Origin of the sequence: Mesorhizobium sp. M8A.F.Ca.ET.218.01.1.1 (assembly GCF_004791165.1) — a bacterium.
GTDB lineage: Bacteria > Pseudomonadota > Alphaproteobacteria > Rhizobiales > Rhizobiaceae > Mesorhizobium.
On record NZ_SRUZ01000011.1, the window covers coordinates 111410 to 128254 of the forward strand.

17 protein-coding genes are annotated in these 16845 nt (G+C 64.4%); 13 read left to right on the forward strand and 4 right to left on the reverse strand.

Annotated elements, in window-relative coordinates:
* Positions 1-52: 52 nt before the first annotated feature.
* The 6 genes from lgt to EN861_RS31215 all read left to right on the forward strand — a co-directional run bounded on the left by lgt (position 53) and on the right by EN861_RS31215 (position 5820).
* The gene (lgt, locus tag EN861_RS31190; RefSeq protein ID WP_135867480.1) at positions 53-913 is read left to right on the forward strand and encodes a prolipoprotein diacylglyceryl transferase; all 861 of its coding nucleotides are present in this window, start codon (positions 53-55) and stop codon (positions 911-913) included.
* Positions 910-1998, forward strand: a complete 1089-nt coding sequence (locus EN861_RS31195; protein ID WP_135867481.1) for a class I SAM-dependent methyltransferase — start codon at positions 910-912, stop codon at positions 1996-1998. The genes lgt and EN861_RS31195 overlap by 4 nt, the downstream gene beginning before the upstream one ends.
* Positions 1999-2101: 103 nt before the next feature.
* Entirely contained in the window at positions 2102-2896 is a 795-nt protein-coding gene (pgeF, locus tag EN861_RS31200) for a peptidoglycan editing factor PgeF (RefSeq protein ID WP_135867482.1), read from the forward strand.
* Positions 2896-4047 (forward strand): Xaa-Pro peptidase family protein, encoded by a 1152-nt coding sequence (locus EN861_RS31205; RefSeq protein ID WP_127278812.1) that lies wholly within the window; start codon positions 2896-2898, stop codon positions 4045-4047. Before pgeF ends, EN861_RS31205 begins: the two co-directional genes overlap by 1 nt.
* A 43-nt stretch (positions 4048-4090) precedes the next feature.
* Positions 4091-4729, forward strand: a complete 639-nt coding sequence (locus tag EN861_RS31210; protein WP_135867483.1) for a hypothetical protein — start codon at positions 4091-4093, stop codon at positions 4727-4729.
* Positions 4730-4884: 155 nt separating this feature from the next.
* Positions 4885-5820 carry a ribose-phosphate pyrophosphokinase gene (locus EN861_RS31215; protein ID WP_019860650.1) on the forward strand — a complete coding sequence of 312 codons (936 nt, stop codon included), beginning with the start codon at positions 4885-4887 and terminating at the stop codon, positions 5818-5820.
* Positions 5821-6034: 214 nt separating this feature from the next.
* Here the strand turns inward: EN861_RS31215 and EN861_RS31220 are convergent, their stop codons facing one another.
* Positions 6035-7135, reverse strand: a complete 1101-nt coding sequence (locus EN861_RS31220) for a Gfo/Idh/MocA family oxidoreductase (RefSeq protein ID WP_135867484.1) — start codon at positions 7133-7135, stop codon at positions 6035-6037.
* A gap of 157 nt (positions 7136-7292) precedes the next feature.
* Here EN861_RS31220 and EN861_RS31225 point away from each other — a divergent pair, with 157 nt between their 5' ends.
* Positions 7293-8270, forward strand: coding sequence for an AraC family transcriptional regulator (locus EN861_RS31225; RefSeq protein WP_135867485.1), 978 nt, complete (start codon positions 7293-7295; stop codon positions 8268-8270).
* On the opposite strand, the gene EN861_RS31230 is transcribed toward EN861_RS31225, so the two are convergent.
* On the reverse strand, positions 8245-8994 hold the full coding sequence (locus EN861_RS31230; RefSeq protein ID WP_135867486.1) for a glucose 1-dehydrogenase: 750 nt from the start codon (positions 8992-8994) through the stop codon (positions 8245-8247). The two genes, EN861_RS31225 and EN861_RS31230, sit on opposite strands and share 26 nt — an antisense overlap.
* 131 nt (positions 8995-9125) lie before the next feature.
* On the opposite strand from EN861_RS31230, the gene EN861_RS31235 reads away from it, so the two are divergent.
* Positions 9126-10019: a LysR family transcriptional regulator gene (locus tag EN861_RS31235; RefSeq protein ID WP_135867487.1), complete on the forward strand. Its 894-nt coding sequence runs from the start codon at positions 9126-9128 to the stop codon at positions 10017-10019.
* 129 nt (positions 10020-10148) lie between these two features.
* Here EN861_RS31235 and EN861_RS31240 read toward each other — a convergent pair whose 3' ends face one another.
* On the reverse strand, positions 10149-11027 hold the full coding sequence (locus tag EN861_RS31240) for a helix-turn-helix transcriptional regulator (protein WP_135867488.1): 879 nt from the start codon (positions 11025-11027) through the stop codon (positions 10149-10151).
* Between the two features lie 139 nt (positions 11028-11166).
* On the opposite strand from EN861_RS31240, the gene EN861_RS31245 reads away from it, so the two are divergent.
* Positions 11167-12408: an MFS transporter gene (locus EN861_RS31245; protein ID WP_189343780.1), complete on the forward strand. Its 1242-nt coding sequence runs from the start codon at positions 11167-11169 to the stop codon at positions 12406-12408.
* Positions 12409-12480: 72 nt separating this feature from the next.
* On the opposite strand, the gene EN861_RS31250 is transcribed toward EN861_RS31245, so the two are convergent.
* Positions 12481-13338, reverse strand: a complete 858-nt coding sequence (locus EN861_RS31250) for an alpha/beta hydrolase (RefSeq protein ID WP_135867489.1) — start codon at positions 13336-13338, stop codon at positions 12481-12483.
* Between the two features lie 153 nt (positions 13339-13491).
* Here EN861_RS31250 and EN861_RS31255 point away from each other — a divergent pair, with 153 nt between their 5' ends.
* The 4 genes from EN861_RS31255 to ychF all read left to right on the forward strand — a co-directional run bounded on the left by EN861_RS31255 (position 13492) and on the right by ychF (position 16759).
* Positions 13492-13920 (forward strand): MarR family transcriptional regulator, encoded by a 429-nt coding sequence (locus EN861_RS31255; protein ID WP_127278808.1) that lies wholly within the window; start codon positions 13492-13494, stop codon positions 13918-13920.
* A 236-nt stretch (positions 13921-14156) separates the two neighbouring features.
* Entirely contained in the window at positions 14157-14798 is a 642-nt protein-coding gene (locus EN861_RS31260) for a 50S ribosomal protein L25/general stress protein Ctc (protein WP_135867490.1), read from the forward strand.
* Positions 14799-14821: 23 nt separating this feature from the next.
* Positions 14822-15559, forward strand: a complete 738-nt coding sequence (gene pth / locus EN861_RS31265; protein WP_127869760.1) for an aminoacyl-tRNA hydrolase — start codon at positions 14822-14824, stop codon at positions 15557-15559.
* A gap of 96 nt (positions 15560-15655) precedes the next feature.
* The gene (ychF, locus tag EN861_RS31270; RefSeq protein WP_135867491.1) at positions 15656-16759 is read left to right on the forward strand and encodes a redox-regulated ATPase YchF; all 1104 of its coding nucleotides are present in this window, start codon (positions 15656-15658) and stop codon (positions 16757-16759) included.
* Positions 16760-16845 lie beyond the last annotated feature (86 nt).

Sequence of the window (16845 nt, forward strand, 5' to 3'; positions counted from 1 at the left end):
CTGCCAAAACCCTGCCGCATGGTCCGCGCCGATCGCAACCGAGAGCTACCCGTTGAACGAATATTTCCTGCTGCCGCTGGCGTCGCTGCCTTTCCCGAACATCAACCCGATCCTCGTCCAGATCGGGCCGCTGGCGGTGCACTGGTACGGCATCGGTTACATCGTCGGCATCCTGTTTGCCTGGTGGTATGCCAAGCGGCTCGCGGCAAATCCGAAACTCTGGCCCGACGGCGTCCTGCCGATGAAGCCGGAGGATCTCGACGATTTCATCGTCTGGGCGGCCATCGGCGTGGTTCTGGGCGGCCGCACCGGCTATGTCCTGTTCTATGACCTGGCGCGCTATATCGCCCATCCGGTCGATATCTTCGCCGTCTGGCAAGGCGGCATGTCCTTCCATGGCGGCCTGCTCGGCGTCATCCTCGCCATGACGCTGTTTTCCATGAAGCGCGGCATCCGCACATGGTCGCTGTTCGATGTCGTGGCAGCCGGCGTGCCGGTCGGCCTCGGCCTCGTGCGTGTCGCCAACTTCATCAACTCCGAACTCTGGGGGCGGCCCACCGATGTGCCCTGGGCGATCGAATTCCCCAATGGCGGTCCGTTCACCCGCCATCCGAGCCAGCTCTACGAGGCCCTGCTCGAAGGCCTGGTGCTGTTTGTCGTGCTGCGCATCCTCACCCATTCGCGTCTCAAGCTGAAGACGCCGCGCTTTGTCGGCGGCGCCTTCATCTGCGGCTACGGCCTGTCGCGCATCTTTGTCGAGTTCTTCCGCGAACCCGACCAGCAGCTCGGCTATCTCCTCGGCACCAACTGGCTGACCATGGGCATGATCCTGTCGACGCCGATGGTGCTGGCCGGCATTTGGGCGATGGCGACAGCCAAGCCGGTGACCCAAGCACAACCGCAGGTGACATGACGCGACTGAAATCCCGCATCGTCGACCTGATCGAGGCGGTGGGCCCGATGCCCGTCAACGAATACATGGCGCTGTGCCTGTTCGATCCGCGCGACGGTTACTACACGACCCGCGAACCGTTCGGCGCGGCCGGCGACTTCATCACCGCGCCGGAGATCAGCCAGATGTTCGGCGAGCTCGTCGCCGTCTGGCTTTACCAGGCCTGGACAGCAATCGGCCGGCCGATGCCGGTCACCATCGCCGAGATCGGCCCCGGCCGCGGCACGCTGATGAAGGACATGCTGCGCACCTTGTCGCGGCTCGATCCGGCCTTGGCCGATGGCGCCGCCTTCGCCATGGTCGAGACCAGCCCGCGCCTGACGGAAGTCCAGAAACAGACGCTCGGCGAGACACCATTCGATGTTTCCTGGCACGAGATCATCGACACGCTGCCGCGGCAGCCGCTGCTGATCGTCGGCAACGAATTGTTCGATGCCGTGCCCATCCGCCAGTTCGTCCGCGCCGGCGCCGAATGGCGCGAGCGCATGGTCGGCCTGGACGAGGCCGGCAATCTCTGCTTCTTCGCCGGCGCCGGCTCGGTCGACCCGACGCTGCTGCCCAGGGATGCGGGCGACGCGCCGCGAGGCGCGATCGTCGAAGTCGCGCCCGCCCGCACCGCACTGATGGCGGCCATCGCCGAGCGCATGGCCAGCGACGGCGGCGCCGGACTATTCCCCGACTACGGCCATCTGCGGCCTGGTATCGGCGACACGCTGCAGGCCTTGCGCCGGCACAATCATGAAGATGTGCTGGCCAATCCCGGCGAGGCCGACCTCACCTCGCATGTCGATTTCGCCGCTCTTGCGGCAGTCGTGCGCGCGCATGGTCTCGACGCCCATCTGTCGACGCAGGGCAATTTCCTGCTCGGGATGGGCATTCTGGAGCGCGCCGGCCAGCTGGGCGCCGATGCCGGCCAGGCGGCACGCGACAGGATATCCAATGCCGTCGAGCGCCTCGCCGGCCCGCAAGCGATGGGCGAGTTGTTCAAGGTGCTTGCCGTCATGCCACGTGGTATCTCCGTCAGGCCCTTCGCCACGGCGGATTGACTTTTTGCCGCTGCCCCTCCCAATCTCCCGTCCGGTAAGAGAGCGGCCGGACCGCCGGCTGCTTTTCCTTGACGAAACCGCCCACACGGACAACAACGCCCACATGCTCAATCAGACCAAACCGGATCCCGTTCGGTCGCCGCTGCTGGACAAGGCGCAGGCACAAGGCATCCGCCACGGCTATTTCACCCGCAATGGCGGCGTCTCCACCGGCATCTACCAGGGCCTCAACATCGGCACCGGGTCGGATGACGACCAGGCGCTGGTGGCCGAGAACCGGGCCCGTGTCGCCGACTGGATGGGCGTGCCCGCAAGCCATCTCCTGACCGCCTGGCAGATCCATTCGCCCGACGTCGTCATCGCCAGGGAACCATTCGCGGGCGAGCGGCCCAAGGCCGATGCCATCGTCACCGACCGGCCCGGCATCGCCATCGGCGCCTCGACCGCCGATTGCGGCCCGGTTCTGTTCGCGGATGCCGGCGCGCGCATCATCGGCGCGGCGCATGCCGGCTGGAAAGGCGCTTTCACCGGCGTGCTCGAAAACACCATTGCCGCCATGGAGAGCCTCGGCGCCCGTCGCGAAAACATCATCGCCGTGCTCGGCCCTTCGATCGGCCCCGACAATTACGAAGTGGGGCCGGAATTCGTCGCCCGCTTCGTCGAGGCCGACAGCGAAAATGCCCGGTATTTCGTGCCTTCGGCACATGCCGGCCATTCGATGTTCGACCTCGCCAGTTACACGGTCGACCGGCTGGCCAGGGGCGGCGTGACGGCCGAGGGTCTCGGCCGCTGTACCTATGCCGAGGAAGATCTGTTTTACTCCTACCGGCGCACCACGCACCGCAAGGAGCCCGATTATGGCCGGCAGGTTTCGGCAATCGTTTTGGAGAAGATATAATGGCGCTGCATTTTGAACGATCGGAATTCGACGCGCGGCGCGACCGGCTGATGATCGAGATGGCCGAAAAGAAGCTCGACGCCATGCTGCTGTTCGCGCAGGAAAGCATGTACTGGCTGACCGGCTACGACACGTTCGGCTTCTGCTTCTTCCAGTGCCTGGTGGTGAAGGCCGACGGCTCCATGGTGCTTCTGACGCGCTCGGCGGACCTTCGCCAGGCGCGCAACACCTCGATCATCGACAACATCGTGCTGTGGACCGACCGCGACGGCGCCAATCCGGCGGTCGACCTGCGCAACCTGCTCAACGAACTCGACCTGCTCGGCGCCCGCATCGGCGTCGAATACGACACCCACGGCCTCACCGCCTATAATGGCCGCCGCCTGGACGAGCAGTTGCAGACCTTCGGCCAGATCGCCGATGCCTCCGGCATCGTCGGCCGGCTGCGCCTGTTCAAGAGCCCGGCCGAGGTCGCCAAGGCGGAAAAGGCCGCCAATCTCTCCGACGACGCGCTGGACGCGGCCCTGCCGCTGATCAAGCAGGGCGGCGACGAGGCCCTGATCCTGGCCGCCATGCAGGGCGCGGTCTTCGCCGGCGGCGGCGACTACCCGGCCAACGAGTTCATCATCGGCTCCGGCGTCGATGCGCTGCTGTGCCGTTACAAGGCCGGCCGCCGCAAGCTCACCAAGAACGACCAGCTGACGCTCGAATGGGCCGGCGTCTTCCATCACTACCATGCGCCGATGATGCGTACCGTGCTGACCGGCAAGGTCTCCAAGCGCCATCAGGAGCTGTTCGACGCCGCACGCGCCGCACTCCTGGCCGTCGAAAAGGCGATGACGCCCGCGAACACCTTCGGCGACGTGTTCGACGCCCACGCCCGCACCATGGAATCGCACGGCCTGACCAAGCATCGGCTGAACGCCTGCGGCTATTCGGTCGGCGCCCGCTTCACGCCGTCCTGGATGGACATGCCGATGTTCTATCAGGGCAATCCCGAGCCGATCGCGCCGAACATGACGCTGTTTGCCCACATGATCATCATGGATTCCGAGACCGAGACGGCGATGACGCTTGGCCGCACCTACCTGACCACCGAATCCCAGCCGAAGCCGCTGTCCCGCCATGATCTCGACTTGATCGTGCAGTGAATCCATAATGGGAGGCGTTCTTCGCCAAGGAGTTAGAAGGCAAATGAGACGATCGCACCTGACGACCGTGTCATTGCTTGTGGCATTGGCTTTGACTGCCTGCACCAACGCAAAGGACGTTCTCGAACCCTCCGCCATCACCCCGCCGGCAGCCTCGGCACAGCCAGCACCCGCCACGCAGGGCAGCGCCGCCGCGACCGTTCCCGCCCCCCCGCCATCGACGGCCGCGCCGGCCTCCACGACCGCGGGCGCACCCGCCGCCTCGCCCGTCACCTCCGCCCAGGCCGCCGCGATCCTGTCGAAGACCCGGCTGCAGATCGCGCCGATCGTCGGCGCTTCGGTGGACGCCGCCACGCCGCTGACGGCGGAACTGCAGACACGCGCCAAGCAGCGCGGCATCACTCTGGCCGGCAGCCAGGACCAGACCGCGACCCATGTGCTCAAGGGTTACTTCTCGACGATGACGGAGGGCAAGGACACCACCGTCATCTATGTCTGGGACGTCTACGACCCCTCCGGCAACCGGCTGCACCGCATCAACGGCCAGATGAAGGCGCCTTCGACCGGTTCCGGCGGCAGTGCGGCCGACAGCTGGAAGTCGGTCTCGCCAGCCACCATGCAGGCGATCGCCGACCAGACCATCGATCAGTTTGCGGCCTTTCTCAGCGGCAAGGCGAGTTGAGGTGTTGCCAGCCGGTGATGCCGAACAGCTTTCTTAGGCTTAGCCGGCGGATTCGCGATCACGGCGCTTGCAATAGCCGCGCGGGCCGCTAAAAGCCCGGTTAAAAGGCGCAGGAGAGTCTGTTGGGGCTCTCCCTCCTCCACCAGGAACGGTGCATGAAACTCTTCGCAGGCAATTCCAACAGGGTGCTGGCCGAAGCGGTCGCTCGCTATCTCAACATCCCGCTGGGCAAGGCCAGTGTCAGGCGCTTCGCCGACCAGGAAATCTTCGTCGAAATCCAGGAGAATGTGCGCGGCGAGGATGTCTTCATCCTGCAGTCGACCTCGTTCCCGACCAACGATCACCTGATGGAACTGCTCATCATGATCGACGCCTTCATGCGCTCCTCGGCCAAGCGCATCACGGCGGTTATCCCCTATTTCGGCTATGCCAGGCAGGACCGCCGCGCTTCCGGGCGCACGCCGATCTCGGCCAAGCTGGTCGCCAACATGATCACACGCGCCGGTGTCGACCGGGTTTTGACGCTGGATCTCCATGCCGGCCAGATCCAGGGTTTCTTCGACATTCCGACCGACAATCTGTTCTCGGTGCCGGTGATGGCCCGCGACGTGAAGGCGAAATACAAGCAGCTCGGCAATGTCGTGGTGGTGTCGCCCGATATTGGCGGCGTGGTGCGCGCCCGCGCGCTGGCCAAGCGCTTCGACGCACAGCTCGCCATCGTCGACAAGCGCCGCGAGCGTCCGGGCGAATCGGAAGTCATGAACATCATCGGCGCGGTGGCCGGCAAGGATTGCCTTTTGATCGACGATATCGTCGATTCCGGCGGCACGCTGTGCAATGCCGCCGATGCGCTGCTCGCCAACGGCGCCACCAGCGTCACCGCCTACATCACCCACGGCGTGCTGTCGGGCGGCGCGGTTGCCCGCATCAGCGGCTCGAAGCTGCAGGAACTGGTGATCACCGATTCCATCCAGCCGACGCAAGGCGTGCTCGACGCGCCCAACATCCGCGTCATCTCGATCGCCGACCTGATGGGCGAGGCGATCTCGCGCACGGCAACCGAGGAATCGGTGTCGAGCCTGTTCGACTGAACCGGGACGCCCCTTTCCCGCCCATCGCCTGCATCGTGCCGCGAGCGAGATTTCCTTACGCGCTTGCCATGGCTGTTGCCCTCCAAACAATGGAGGAGCAGCAGATGCCGATCATGCAATTCCAGGAACCGCTTTCGCGCTTTCCTGGAATTTCTCCATAGGCCCGAGATCAAGCGCCACTCCAGCGATCGGCAGGGACGCGGAGCAGGAGCATTCAACTGATGATCCGCTGCCGTTCGCCGGTCTCGTCGGCGCGTTCGATGGCGTCGATGACGCGATGACGCCTCACCGCTGTCGCGAAATCCGGCACCAGAGCGGTTCCCGAAGCAAGGTCGCGGGCGAGTTGCGCATAAAGCCGCGCGACATTGGCCGGCGGCCCGGCCAATCCGTCGATGCGGTGCCTGTAGGCCTGCGGTATCGCGATCGGGGCGAAGCCATCGCTTCCCCTTTGCCCGCTGATCGCGAGGTCAGCCATGTTGGCGTAACCGCTCCGCGCCTCGAGCACGAGGCTGCCCTCTCGTCCCCTGATCTCCCACACGAAGTCGCGTCCACGCGATGGGCCGGCGCTGTAGTGGATGGACGCCGCGACGCCGCGGTCGACGGTGGCATTAACCAGCACCTCTTCAGGCATGTCGGCCGGGACCGGCTGGCCATCGCTCAGGCGGATCACCTCGCCGCGTATCTTGAGCTGTGCCGAAAGCGCATCGACCTCGCCAAGCACCGAAACCAGCATCTCCAGCGCATGGCCCAGCACAACCGCCTGCAGCGTGGCGCCATTGTTCTTGTGCGCCATGAATTCGTAATGCGGATCCATGCGCCCGGCCCAGACATCGTCAGGCGCAAAACCCCTGATGTTGGTGCTGACCGGCTCGCCGATAAAGCCCTGCCCGATCAGGTCGCGGGCGAGATGCACCGCCGGGCTGAAATGCCCTTGCAGCCCGATGACGGTTTTCACGCCCGCTTTCGCCGCCTTGCGCTCGAGATCGATCGCTTCAGTGAGATTGCGGCCGAGCGGCCACTCGCAATAGACATGCTTTCCCCTGGCGATTGCATCGGACGCAATCTCGTGGTGTTCGGTCACCTTGACGCCGACCACAACAAGGTCGATCTCGGGCCGCGACACCAGGTCCCGGTGGTTGTCGAAGGCAAGGCCCGCGCCCAAAGCGCGCGCCGTGGCATCCGCCGTCTCCTGCCGCGTGGTGCTGACCCCACGGATTTCGAATGCGTCCAGGCCCCTCAGCGCCGGCAGATGCGCCACGCCCACCCAACCACGCCTGGAACTTGCCCCGACGATCCCGATGCCAATCTTTTTCATGTCTGCACACCAACTCCAATGCGGTCTTCAAGGCGCTGACCATCGGGGATGGCAACCGTGTTTTCCATGCTGGTTTGGCCGGAATTTCTTGCCGTTCGTCCGATATGCCATCGAAGTTGCTTGAGCCTTCCGGAGGAACGGTGTTAATTTTCCGGCCATGCTTGATAATCTGTCCACATCGGCCTTCGCCTCCGAACGCGACCCGTTGAGCGAAGTGCTGCAGGATCTACGCATTTCAGGCGTCGAATACGGCTATTGCGGCCTGTCCAGACCATGGGCGGTGAGCGTGCCGGGCAATGCCATGCTGCGCGTCCATTTCGTCATCAGCGGCGAGTGCTGGCTGCGCCCGCAGGGGCGGCCGCCGCTGAAGCTGGTGAAGGGTGATGCCGCGCTGCTTCCGGGCGGGGCAAGCCACATCGTCTCGGACCATCCGAGCCGCCGCGCACGCCCCCTGTCGGATTTCCCGCGTGAAGAGATCGGCGACCACATCTATCGGCTGAAGATCGGCCAGGCTGCCTTGTCGGCTGTGATGGTGTGCTGCGGCGTCGACTTCGCCGAGCCTGTGATGCATCCGCTGCTGACGCTGATGCCCCCGGCACTCGTCGTTCACGCGGCGAAGGGCATGGACCCGATGCTGCCGATGCTTCTCGACGCCATGGCCGACGAGATCGCCGAGCAGCGCATGGGCTCGGCGACGGTGCTGATCCGGCTTGGCGATGTGCTGATCACGCGGCTGCTGCGGTCCTGGGTCGAGGCCAGTTGCGACGACGCCACGCAAGGCTGGTCGGCCGCCATCCGTGACGCCCGCATCGGCCAGGCCCTGGCCGCGATCCACCGCGAGCCCGGCCGTCCATGGTCGGTCGAAGCGCTGGCCGGCGTCGCCGGCGCCTCGCGCTCGACCTTCTCCGAACGCTTCACCGCGCTGCTCGGCCTGTCGCCGGGCCAGTACCTCACCCGCTGGCGCATGCGCCGCGCCGCCGCCTGGCTGCAGACGGAACGGCTGAGCGTCGCGCAAGTGGCCGATCGGCTCGGCTATGAATCGGAAGCCGCCTTCAGCCGCGCCTTCAAGCGCGTCGTCGGATCGCCGCCGAGCGCGCTGCGCCGGAAATCTACCGCCACCCGCCCGCGGCCGTGATGCGCTCGCCGCTCACCCATCCCGCCTCGTCGGAGGCTAAAAACACCGCCACCTTGGCAATATCCTCCGACTGGCCGAAGCGGCCGAGCGGGGTGACCGCCACCAGCGCCTTTTCGTGTTCGCTACCAACGATGCCGATGCGCTGTAGCCCTTCGGTGTCGACGCCGCCCGGCGCGATCGAATTGACGCGGATGTGGCGGTGGCCGAGCTCGCGAGCCATTGACAGCGTGATCGAGTCTACGGCCGCTTTGGTGGCGGCATAGACCACCGAATTCGGCTGCGGATTGAAGCTGGCGACCGAACTGATGTTGACAATGCTGCCGCCCGTTGGCCCGAAATGCCTGGCCGCTTCCTGGGTGGCCAGCACGACGCCCAGCACATTGGTGTCGAACTGGCGGTGGAAAGCGGCCTCGGTGACCGCCTCCAGCGGCTCGAACTCGAACACGCCGGCATTGTTGACCAGGATGTCGACGCCACCGAACGTGGTTTTGGCCGCTTCGAACAGACCACGCACATCGGCCATCTTGGCAACATCGCCCTGCACCGCAACCGCGCGGCCGCCACCCGCCTCGATTGCCGCGACGACACGCTCGGCCCCTTCCCGCGACGAGGCATAATTGACCACCACGGCCGCGCCCGCCGCGCCCAAAGCTTTGGCTGTTGCCGCGCCGATGCCCTTGGAAGCGCCGGTGACGATGGCGACCTTGCCATTCAGACTGCTCATCAAATCTCTCCTTGTGTTGACGATGAGCAGCTATTTAAGATTGCTGGGAATTCATATTAGTCCGATATATAGCCCTTCTTTCCTGCCTGTAATTCCGTAATCAATTCCGTCTCGCCAAGCGATGTGCCGACATGACCACCATCCTCGAAAAAACCGCCGGCCTTGTCGCCTTCGTGCGCACGGTGGATGCCGGCTCTTTCCAGGCCGCCAGCCGATTGATCGGCTCCAGCCCGTCTGCCGTGTCGAAAAGCGTCGCCAAATTGGAGCGTCGGCTTGGCGCGAAACTTATCCAGCGCTCGACGCGGCAACTGGGGCTGACCAGCGAAGGCATCGCCTATTACGAGCGCGTGGCCCCACTGCTACGCGCGCTGGACGATGCCGGGGATATCGTCCAGAACACCGGCACGGCGCGAGGGCTGTTGCGCGTGACCGCCCCGGTGGAACTCGGCCGCGGCCTGATTGCCTCGTGGGCACAGCTGTTCCTCACCGAGCAGCCCGAGGTGAAGCTGGAGCTCAACGTCACCGACCGTCACGCCGACCTGATCCGGGAAAACTATGATGTGGCGGTGCGCATCGGCGCGCTGACGGATTCCGGCCTCACCGCGCGCGGCATCGCCAGCCTGCCCACCCTGCTGGTCGCCGCCCCCGCCTATCTCCAGCGACGAGGCACTCCCGCCTCGATCGCGGATCTGCGGGCTCACGATTTCATCCGCTACATCAGGTCCGGCCGGCCGCTCTCGGTCACTTTCGCCGATGGTACCGAAATCATGCCCGACGGCCGCTTCGACACCGATGACGGTGGCGCCATCCGCCACGCCGCACTCGCCGGCGCCGGCATCGCTCACCTCATGCAATTTGCCGTGAAGGAAGACCTCAACGCCGGCCGCCTGCTGCGCGTGGTGCCCGACATGCCACTGCCGACCATGCCCGTGCATATAGTGCACGCCTTCGGCCGACAGTTGCCGGTGCGGGCAAGGTTGTTCGTCGAGTTTCTGGTGCGGCAGATGGGGCGGTTGGATCGATAGCGCCTCGAACCGGATGCAAAGGTAACAGTCTATAGATTCTCCGCAGCGGCCGGCCGGCTGAAGAGGATGCCGTACGCTTGGGTGCTCCGATTTTGCATGATCAGGCGCAGCACCGTTCCCGGGATTAACTCAGGGTGCCGGAGCCTCGAGTCGAGGCTGAGTCCGCCGCATGGCTTCGCCATTGTCGCGCGCGCCGCGCATATAGCCGCGCGGCGAGGAGCCGAGCATGCGCTTGAACATAGTGATGAAGGCCGGCACGCTGTCATAGCCGAGATCGAGCGCCACCCTGGTGATCGGCTCGCCATCGGCGAGCCTCGGCAAGGCCGCGAACAGGCAGGCCTGCTGGCGCCACGTCGACAGCGACAGGCCGGTCTGGCGCTGGAAGGCGCGCGTGAAGGAGCGCCGGCTCATGCCAGCGGCGTCGGCCCATTCGTCGATCGTCGCATGCGGCGAAGGGGCCGCGACGAAGCGACGGCACAGCGCCGCCAGCCTGGGATCGGACGGGAACGGCAGGCCGAGCGGCCGCTCCGGCAATTGCGGGATCTCGTGCAGGAGCAGGTTCATGATCAGGCCGCCGCGTCCCTCCAGTTCGCCGCCTTGCGGCAGCTTCTCGGATTCCACGATCAGGCTGTGCATCAGGTCGGTGATGCCGACGACGCGCATGCCCTCCGGCAGGCCCGGGATCGCCTGCGGCATGACATAGACCGAGCGCATCGACACATCGCCCAGCATCTCGACGGAATGTTCGATACCGGCCGGAATCCACATCGCATGGTCGGGCGGCACCATCCAGCGCCCATGCCGCGTCGTCACCAGCACGACACCGACCAGCGCATGCAGCAACTGGCTGCGGCTGTGGTGGTGGTGCGGCACGTGGTAGCCGTCCGGATATTCCGTCGGCAACACCACCGCCGGCCCGACCGCCTGCTCGAGCCACTGCCAACGCAGCCCGTGCAATTGCCCGAGATCGGTGTGGCCGGCGCCGAAAATCTCCCTGGCTTTTGGCATTCGGTATGGCCCACTTGCGAAACTATTGGACCAAACCACGAAAGAAGTCGCTTGGCAACCGGACTATAAGGCTGCCTGCGGGAAGCGCCCGCCACGTCGCCTGCGGGAACAACCCGCCAAAAAGACTACGGAGCCTATCTTGACCGATACGACAGCCACCAGCGTCGCGCCGCCTGCGACCGCCAGTCACGCTTCAGCCCAGGCGACGGCCTTCACCGTCATCCTGGCGGTGAGCCTGTGCCACTGCATCAACGACATCATGCAGTCGCTGCTATCGGCCATTTATCCGCTTCTGAAAGACAATTACGGCCTCGACTTCTGGCAGATCGGCCTGTTGACCTTCACCTTCCAGGTGACGGCATCGCTACTGCAGCCGATCATCGGCGCGGTCACCGACAAGCGGCCGATGCCTTATTCGCTGCCCTGGGGCATGGCGTCCTCGCTGATCGGCCTGGTCGTGCTGGCCTATGCCGGGCACTACTACCTGCTGCTGATCGGCGCCTCGCTGATCGGCATCGGTTCGGCGATCTTCCATCCGGAATCCTCGCGCATCGCCCGCTTCGCTTCCGGCGGCCGGTTCGGCCTGGCGCAGTCGCTGTTCCAGGTCGGCGGCAATTTCGGCCAGTCCATGGGCCCGTTGCTCGCCGCCTTCATCGTCGTGCCCTTCGGCCAGACCAGCATCGCCTGGTTCGCCGTCGGCTCGCTGATCGGCATCGTCATCCTGTGGCAGGTCGGCGGCTGGTACAGCCGTCTGCGCGCCGCGCAAGGCAATCGCAAGACGGCAAGCTTCGTCTCGCCCTTCCCGCGCCGCAAAGTTATGTGGGCCTTGGCGGTGCTGACCTTGCTGGTGCTGACCAAGAACGCCTACATCGCCAGCCTCGCCAGCTACTACACCTTCTACTCCATCCATAAGTTCGGCGTTTCGGTGCAGATGTCGCAGGTCATGCTGTTCCTCTTCCTTGGCTCCTCGGCGCTGGGCATCCTGCTCGGCGGTCCGTTCGGCGACCGCTATGGACAAAAGGCGATGATCTGGTTCTCGATCGTCGGCGTGCTGCCCTTCACGCTGGCGCTCCCCTACGCCAACCTGGAATGGACGATGGTGCTGACCGTGCTGATCGGCCTCATCCTGTCGTCGGCCTTCTCCAACATCGTCGTCTTCGCGCAGGAACTGGTGCCGGGCCGCGTCGGCACGATCGCCGGCATCTTCTTCGGCTTCGCCTTCGGCGTCGGCGGCATCGCGGCCGCCGTACTTGGCGTCGTCGCCGACATGAAGGGCATCGATTTCGTCTTCCAGATCTGCTCCTACCTGCCGTTCTTGGGGCTGCTGACGGTGTTCCTGCCCAACATGAAGCAAGCCCGCAAGGCGCAAGCAGCCGCTTAAATCATCCGGGCTGTGTCCAGGCAAAGGCACCCGCCACATGGCGGGTGCCTTTTTCGTTCAGGCGGAAAGGTTTCAGGCCTTGAAGAAGGCCAGCAGGTCGGCGTTGATGATTGCGGCGTGGGTCGTGGCCATGCCGTGCGGAAAACCCTTGTAGATCTTGAGCTCGCCCTTCTTGAGCAGCTTGATGGTCAACAGCGCCGAGTCGGCGATCGGAACGATCTGGTCGTCATCGCCATGCATGACCAGCACCGGCACGTCGATCTTTTTGAGGTCCTCGGTGAAGTCGGTCTCCGAGAAGGCCTTGATGCAATCGTAGTGCGCCTTGGTGCCGCCCATCATGCCCTGGCGGTACCAGTTGTCGATAACACCCTGCGAAACCTCGGCGCCCGGACGGTTGAAACCGTAGAACGGGCCGGTGGGAACATCCACGTAAAGCTGGGCGCGGTTGGCGGCGACGCCGGAGCGGAAGCCGTCGAACACCTCGATGGGAAGGCCGCCGGGATTGGCCGGCGTCTTGAGCATGATCGGCGGCACCGCGCCGAGCAACGCTGCCTTGGCGACGCGTCCGCCCGCTCCATACTGGGCGACATAGCGCGCCACCTCGCCGCCGCCGGTCGAATGGCCGACATGGATGGCATCCTTGAGGTCGAGATGCGCGGCAAGTTCAGCCACGTCGGCGGCGTAGGTGTCCATCTCGTTGCCGACATCTGTTTGGGTCGAGCGGCCGTGGCCGCGGCGGTCATGGGCGATGACGCGGTAGCCCTGTGCCAGGAAGAAGAGCATCTGGGCGTCCCAGTCGTCGCTGCTCAACGGCCAGCCGTGATGGAAGACGATAGGCTGACCGGTTCCCCAGTCCTTGTAATAGATCTGCGTGCCGTCCTTGGTGGTGATCGTGCCGCTGCCTGAGCCTGATTTGGTCTGCGAGGTCATCTCAATCTCCGTTAAATTTGGTGTCGCGATAAACAATATCGCGATATCAATATTGCTAACGCAGCTTGATCCCCGTGTCCACAAAAAATATATATCGCGATATCATTTCTCGTGGTACATACTTGAGGCGCTTAATCGGCAAAGGACTGCGTCGTGCCTCTCCCGTTGGACAATCAGCTCTGTTTCACGCTCTACGCCACCAGCATGGCGATCAACCGCACCTACAAGCCGATGCTGGACGAGATGGGCATCACCTATCCGCAATATCTCGTACTCAACGCGTTGGGCGAGGCCGACGGCATGTCGGTCGGCGCGATCGCGCACAGGCTCGCTCTGGAATCGAGCACCGTCACGCCGCTGGTCAAGCGTATGGAACAGGCTGGCGTGGTGACCCGCCAGCGCAATCAGGCCGACGAGCGCCAGGTACAGGTCGACCTGACATCCGCCGGCCGCAAGCTGCTCGTCCAGTGCAATTGCCTGAACGAGACCCTGATCGAGCGCTCGGGCATGACGCTGGCCGAACTCGACGCCCTGAACCGGCAGGTCCAGGCACTGCGCGATGCGTTGAGCGGCGACCGGTAGCGACGGCTCTTCGGCCGCCGCTTGCACCTGGGACCACCTTCCGCTATAGAGCCGCCACCCGCGTAGACACCCTTGGAGGCAACGCGGCGGAAGGCTGCCTTCCCCTTGTGATCCCGAACAAAGATCCGCTCGCTGCGGTTTCCGGCATTCGGACATCGAGGTCCGGCGGCTTTCGACGTTTGCGGCCTGGCACATCGCCAACCGTAGGCGCTCCATAACACGCGAAAGGAAAAGCCATGAGCCACGATACTTACGAGCTCAAGGCCGAAGCGCGCGAACAGGTCGGTAAGGGGTCCGCCCGAGCAGTTCGCCGCAACGGTAAAGTGCCTGCAGTAATTTACGGTGACAAGCAGCCTCCCCTGGCGATCGCGCTCACCTACAAGGACATCTTCTACAAGATCCATGGCGGCGGGTTCCTGACCACGGTCGCCACGATCGATGTCGACGGCAAGAAGATCCAGGTCCTGCCGAAGGACTTCCAGCTCGACCCGGTCAAGGACTTCCCGATGCATGTGGATTTCCTGCGCATCGGCAAGGACACGGAAGTCAATGTCGACGTGCCTGTCCACTTCATCAATGAAGACAAGTCGCCCGGCATCAAGCGCGGCGGCGTGCTCAACATCGTGCGTCACGAGGTCGAGTTCCACTGCCCGGCCAATGCGATCCCGGAATTCATCACCGTCGATCTCACCGGCGCCGACATCGGCGATTCGATCCATATCTCGGCGGTCAAGCTGCCGGCTGGCGTCAAGCCGGTCATCTCCGATCGCGACTTCACCATCGCGACCATTGCCGGTTCGGCGGCGATGAAGCCGGAGACTGAAGAGACGGCTGAGGTTGCGGCCCCCGAAGCGGCTCCTGCCGCCGAAGAGAAGTAACTCTTTCACGCCCGGAGCAGACGATGCCAGGGAAGACGGCGCTTGTCTTTGCAGGCCTCGGCAATCCGGGCGCGAAATATGCTGAAAACCGGCACAATGTCGGCTTCATGGCGGCGGACGCTATCGCCCGCCGCCATTCCTTTTCGCCCTGGTCGAAGAAGTTCCAGGGCCTGATCGCCGAGGGCACGCTCGGCGGTGAAAAGATCATCCTGATCAAGCCGCAGACCTTCATGAACCTGTCCGGCCAGTCGGTCGGCGAAGCGCTGCGCTTCTACAAGCTCGACCTTTCCGCCCTCACCGTCTTCTATGACGAGATCGATCTTGCCGAAGGCAAGCTGCGCATCAAGACCGGCGGCGGTGCCGGCGGCCACAACGGCATCCGCTCGATCGATGGCCATGTCGGCAACGCTTATCGCCGCGTGCGCATCGGCGTCGGCCATCCCGGCGTCAAGGAAATGGTCCAGCATCATGTGCTCGGCGATTTCGCCAAGGCCGACCGCGACTGGCTCGACCCGTTGCTCGACGCGATCGCCGACAACGCTGCCATGATCGTCAAGGGCGACGAATCCGGCTTCATGAACAAGGCCGCCCTTGCCGTACAGGGCAAGGCGGGCGCCGAACCGGAAAAGCCGGCGCAAAAACAGGCTCCGAAACAGCAAAGCCATGTCCGCCAGGCCCGCCCCCAGCAGGCGCCCGCCAAGCTGCCCGAGACCGGCCCGATGGCGGCGATGCTGAAGAAACTGTTCGGCAACAAGGACTGAGCCGCGGGACCATCGGCGTTACAGGGCTTGACGTTCCCAACCCCTATCGCCCATAGCCCTCATCAAATTTCGCTTTTCCCGATAGGACCGGACAAAATGGGTTTCAAATGCGGCATCGTTGGCTTGCCCAATGTCGGCAAGTCGACGCTCTTCAACGCGCTGACGAGGACGGCCGCCGCACAGGCCGCCAACTATCCGTTCTGCACCATCGAACCGAACACCGGCGAGGTGGCGGTGCCGGACCCGCGCCTGCAGAAGATCGCCGCGATCGGCAAGTCGAAGGAGATCATCCCGACTCGCATCTCCTTCGTCGATATTGCCGGCCTGGTGCGCGGCGCCTCTAAGGGCGAAGGGCTGGGGAACCAGTTCCTCGCCAACATCCGCGAGGTCGACGCCATCGTCCACGTGCTGCGCTGCTTCGAGGATGACGACATCACCCATGTCGAGGGCCGCATCGACCCCGTCGCCGACGCCGAGACGGTCGAGACCGAGCTGATGCTTGCCGACCTCGACAGCCTCGAGCGCCGCATCGTGCAATTCCGCAAGCGCGCCGGCAGCAAGGACAAGGAAGCCACCGCCGTGCTGCCGATGATGGAGGCAGCGCTCGAGTTGCTGCAAGCCGGCAAGCCGACCCGCATCCTGCTCAAGGGTATTTCGGCCGAAGATTTGCGCATCCTGCAGGGGCTGAACCTGCTCACCTCGCATCCCGTGCTCTATGTCTGCAACGTCGCCGAGGCCGATGCCGCGACCGGCAACGAGCACACAAAGGCTGTGGAGAAAATGGCCGCCGCGCAGGGCGCCGGCACCGTAGTGATCTCGGCGGCGATCGAGGCGGAAGTCGCCCAGCTTTCCGACGAGGAGGAAATGGAATTCCTATCCTCGCTCGGCCTCGACGAGCCCGGCCTGAACAAGGTGATCCGCGCCGGCTACGACCTGTTGCACCTCATCACCTATTTTACCGTTGGGCCGAAGGAGACGCGCGCCTGGACCGTGCACAAGGGCGACAAGGCCCCTCAGGCGGCTGGCGTCATCCACACCGATTTCGAGCGCGGCTTCATCCGCGCCCAGACCATCGCCTACAACGACTTCATCACACTGGGCGGGGAAGTGGCGGCCAAGGAAGCCGGCAAGGCGCGCGATGAAGGCAAGGAATATGTCGTCCAGGACGGCGACATCATGCTGTTCAAGTTCAACACGTGACCCTCCTGCCCAGTCGACAATGACTGGGCGGAAGTAGAGCCGACGAAGCTTTCGTACCACCGGCTCCTCGACGAATTTTTCTGAGT

Excerpts from the sequence above, each read along its gene's own strand:
- EN861_RS31240 (WP_135867488.1), bottom strand. The coding sequence starts at position 11,027 with ATGCCAAAAGCCAGGGAGATTTTCGGCGCCGGCCACACCGATCTCGGG.
- EN861_RS31250 (WP_135867489.1), bottom strand. The coding sequence starts at position 13,338 with ATGACCTCGCAGACCAAATCAGGCTCAGGCAGCGGCACGATCACCACC.
- EN861_RS31205 (WP_127278812.1), top strand. The coding sequence starts at position 2,896 with ATGGCGCTGCATTTTGAACGATCGGAATTCGACGCGCGGCGCGACCGG.
- EN861_RS31230 (WP_135867486.1), bottom strand. The coding sequence starts at position 8,994 with ATGAGCAGTCTGAATGGCAAGGTCGCCATCGTCACCGGCGCTTCCAAG.
- EN861_RS31225 (WP_135867485.1), top strand. The coding sequence starts at position 7,293 with ATGCTTGATAATCTGTCCACATCGGCCTTCGCCTCCGAACGCGACCCG.
- pth (WP_127869760.1), top strand. The coding sequence starts at position 14,822 with ATGCCAGGGAAGACGGCGCTTGTCTTTGCAGGCCTCGGCAATCCGGGC.
- EN861_RS31195 (WP_135867481.1), top strand. The coding sequence starts at position 910 with ATGACGCGACTGAAATCCCGCATCGTCGACCTGATCGAGGCGGTGGGC.
- EN861_RS31215 (WP_019860650.1), top strand. The coding sequence starts at position 4,885 with ATGAAACTCTTCGCAGGCAATTCCAACAGGGTGCTGGCCGAAGCGGTC.
- EN861_RS31220 (WP_135867484.1), bottom strand. The coding sequence starts at position 7,135 with ATGAAAAAGATTGGCATCGGGATCGTCGGGGCAAGTTCCAGGCGTGGT.
- pgeF (WP_135867482.1), top strand. The coding sequence starts at position 2,102 with ATGCTCAATCAGACCAAACCGGATCCCGTTCGGTCGCCGCTGCTGGAC.
- ychF (WP_135867491.1), top strand. The coding sequence starts at position 15,656 with ATGGGTTTCAAATGCGGCATCGTTGGCTTGCCCAATGTCGGCAAGTCG.
- EN861_RS31260 (WP_135867490.1), top strand. The coding sequence starts at position 14,157 with ATGAGCCACGATACTTACGAGCTCAAGGCCGAAGCGCGCGAACAGGTC.
- EN861_RS31210 (WP_135867483.1), top strand. The coding sequence starts at position 4,091 with ATGAGACGATCGCACCTGACGACCGTGTCATTGCTTGTGGCATTGGCT.
- EN861_RS31235 (WP_135867487.1), top strand. The coding sequence starts at position 9,126 with ATGACCACCATCCTCGAAAAAACCGCCGGCCTTGTCGCCTTCGTGCGC.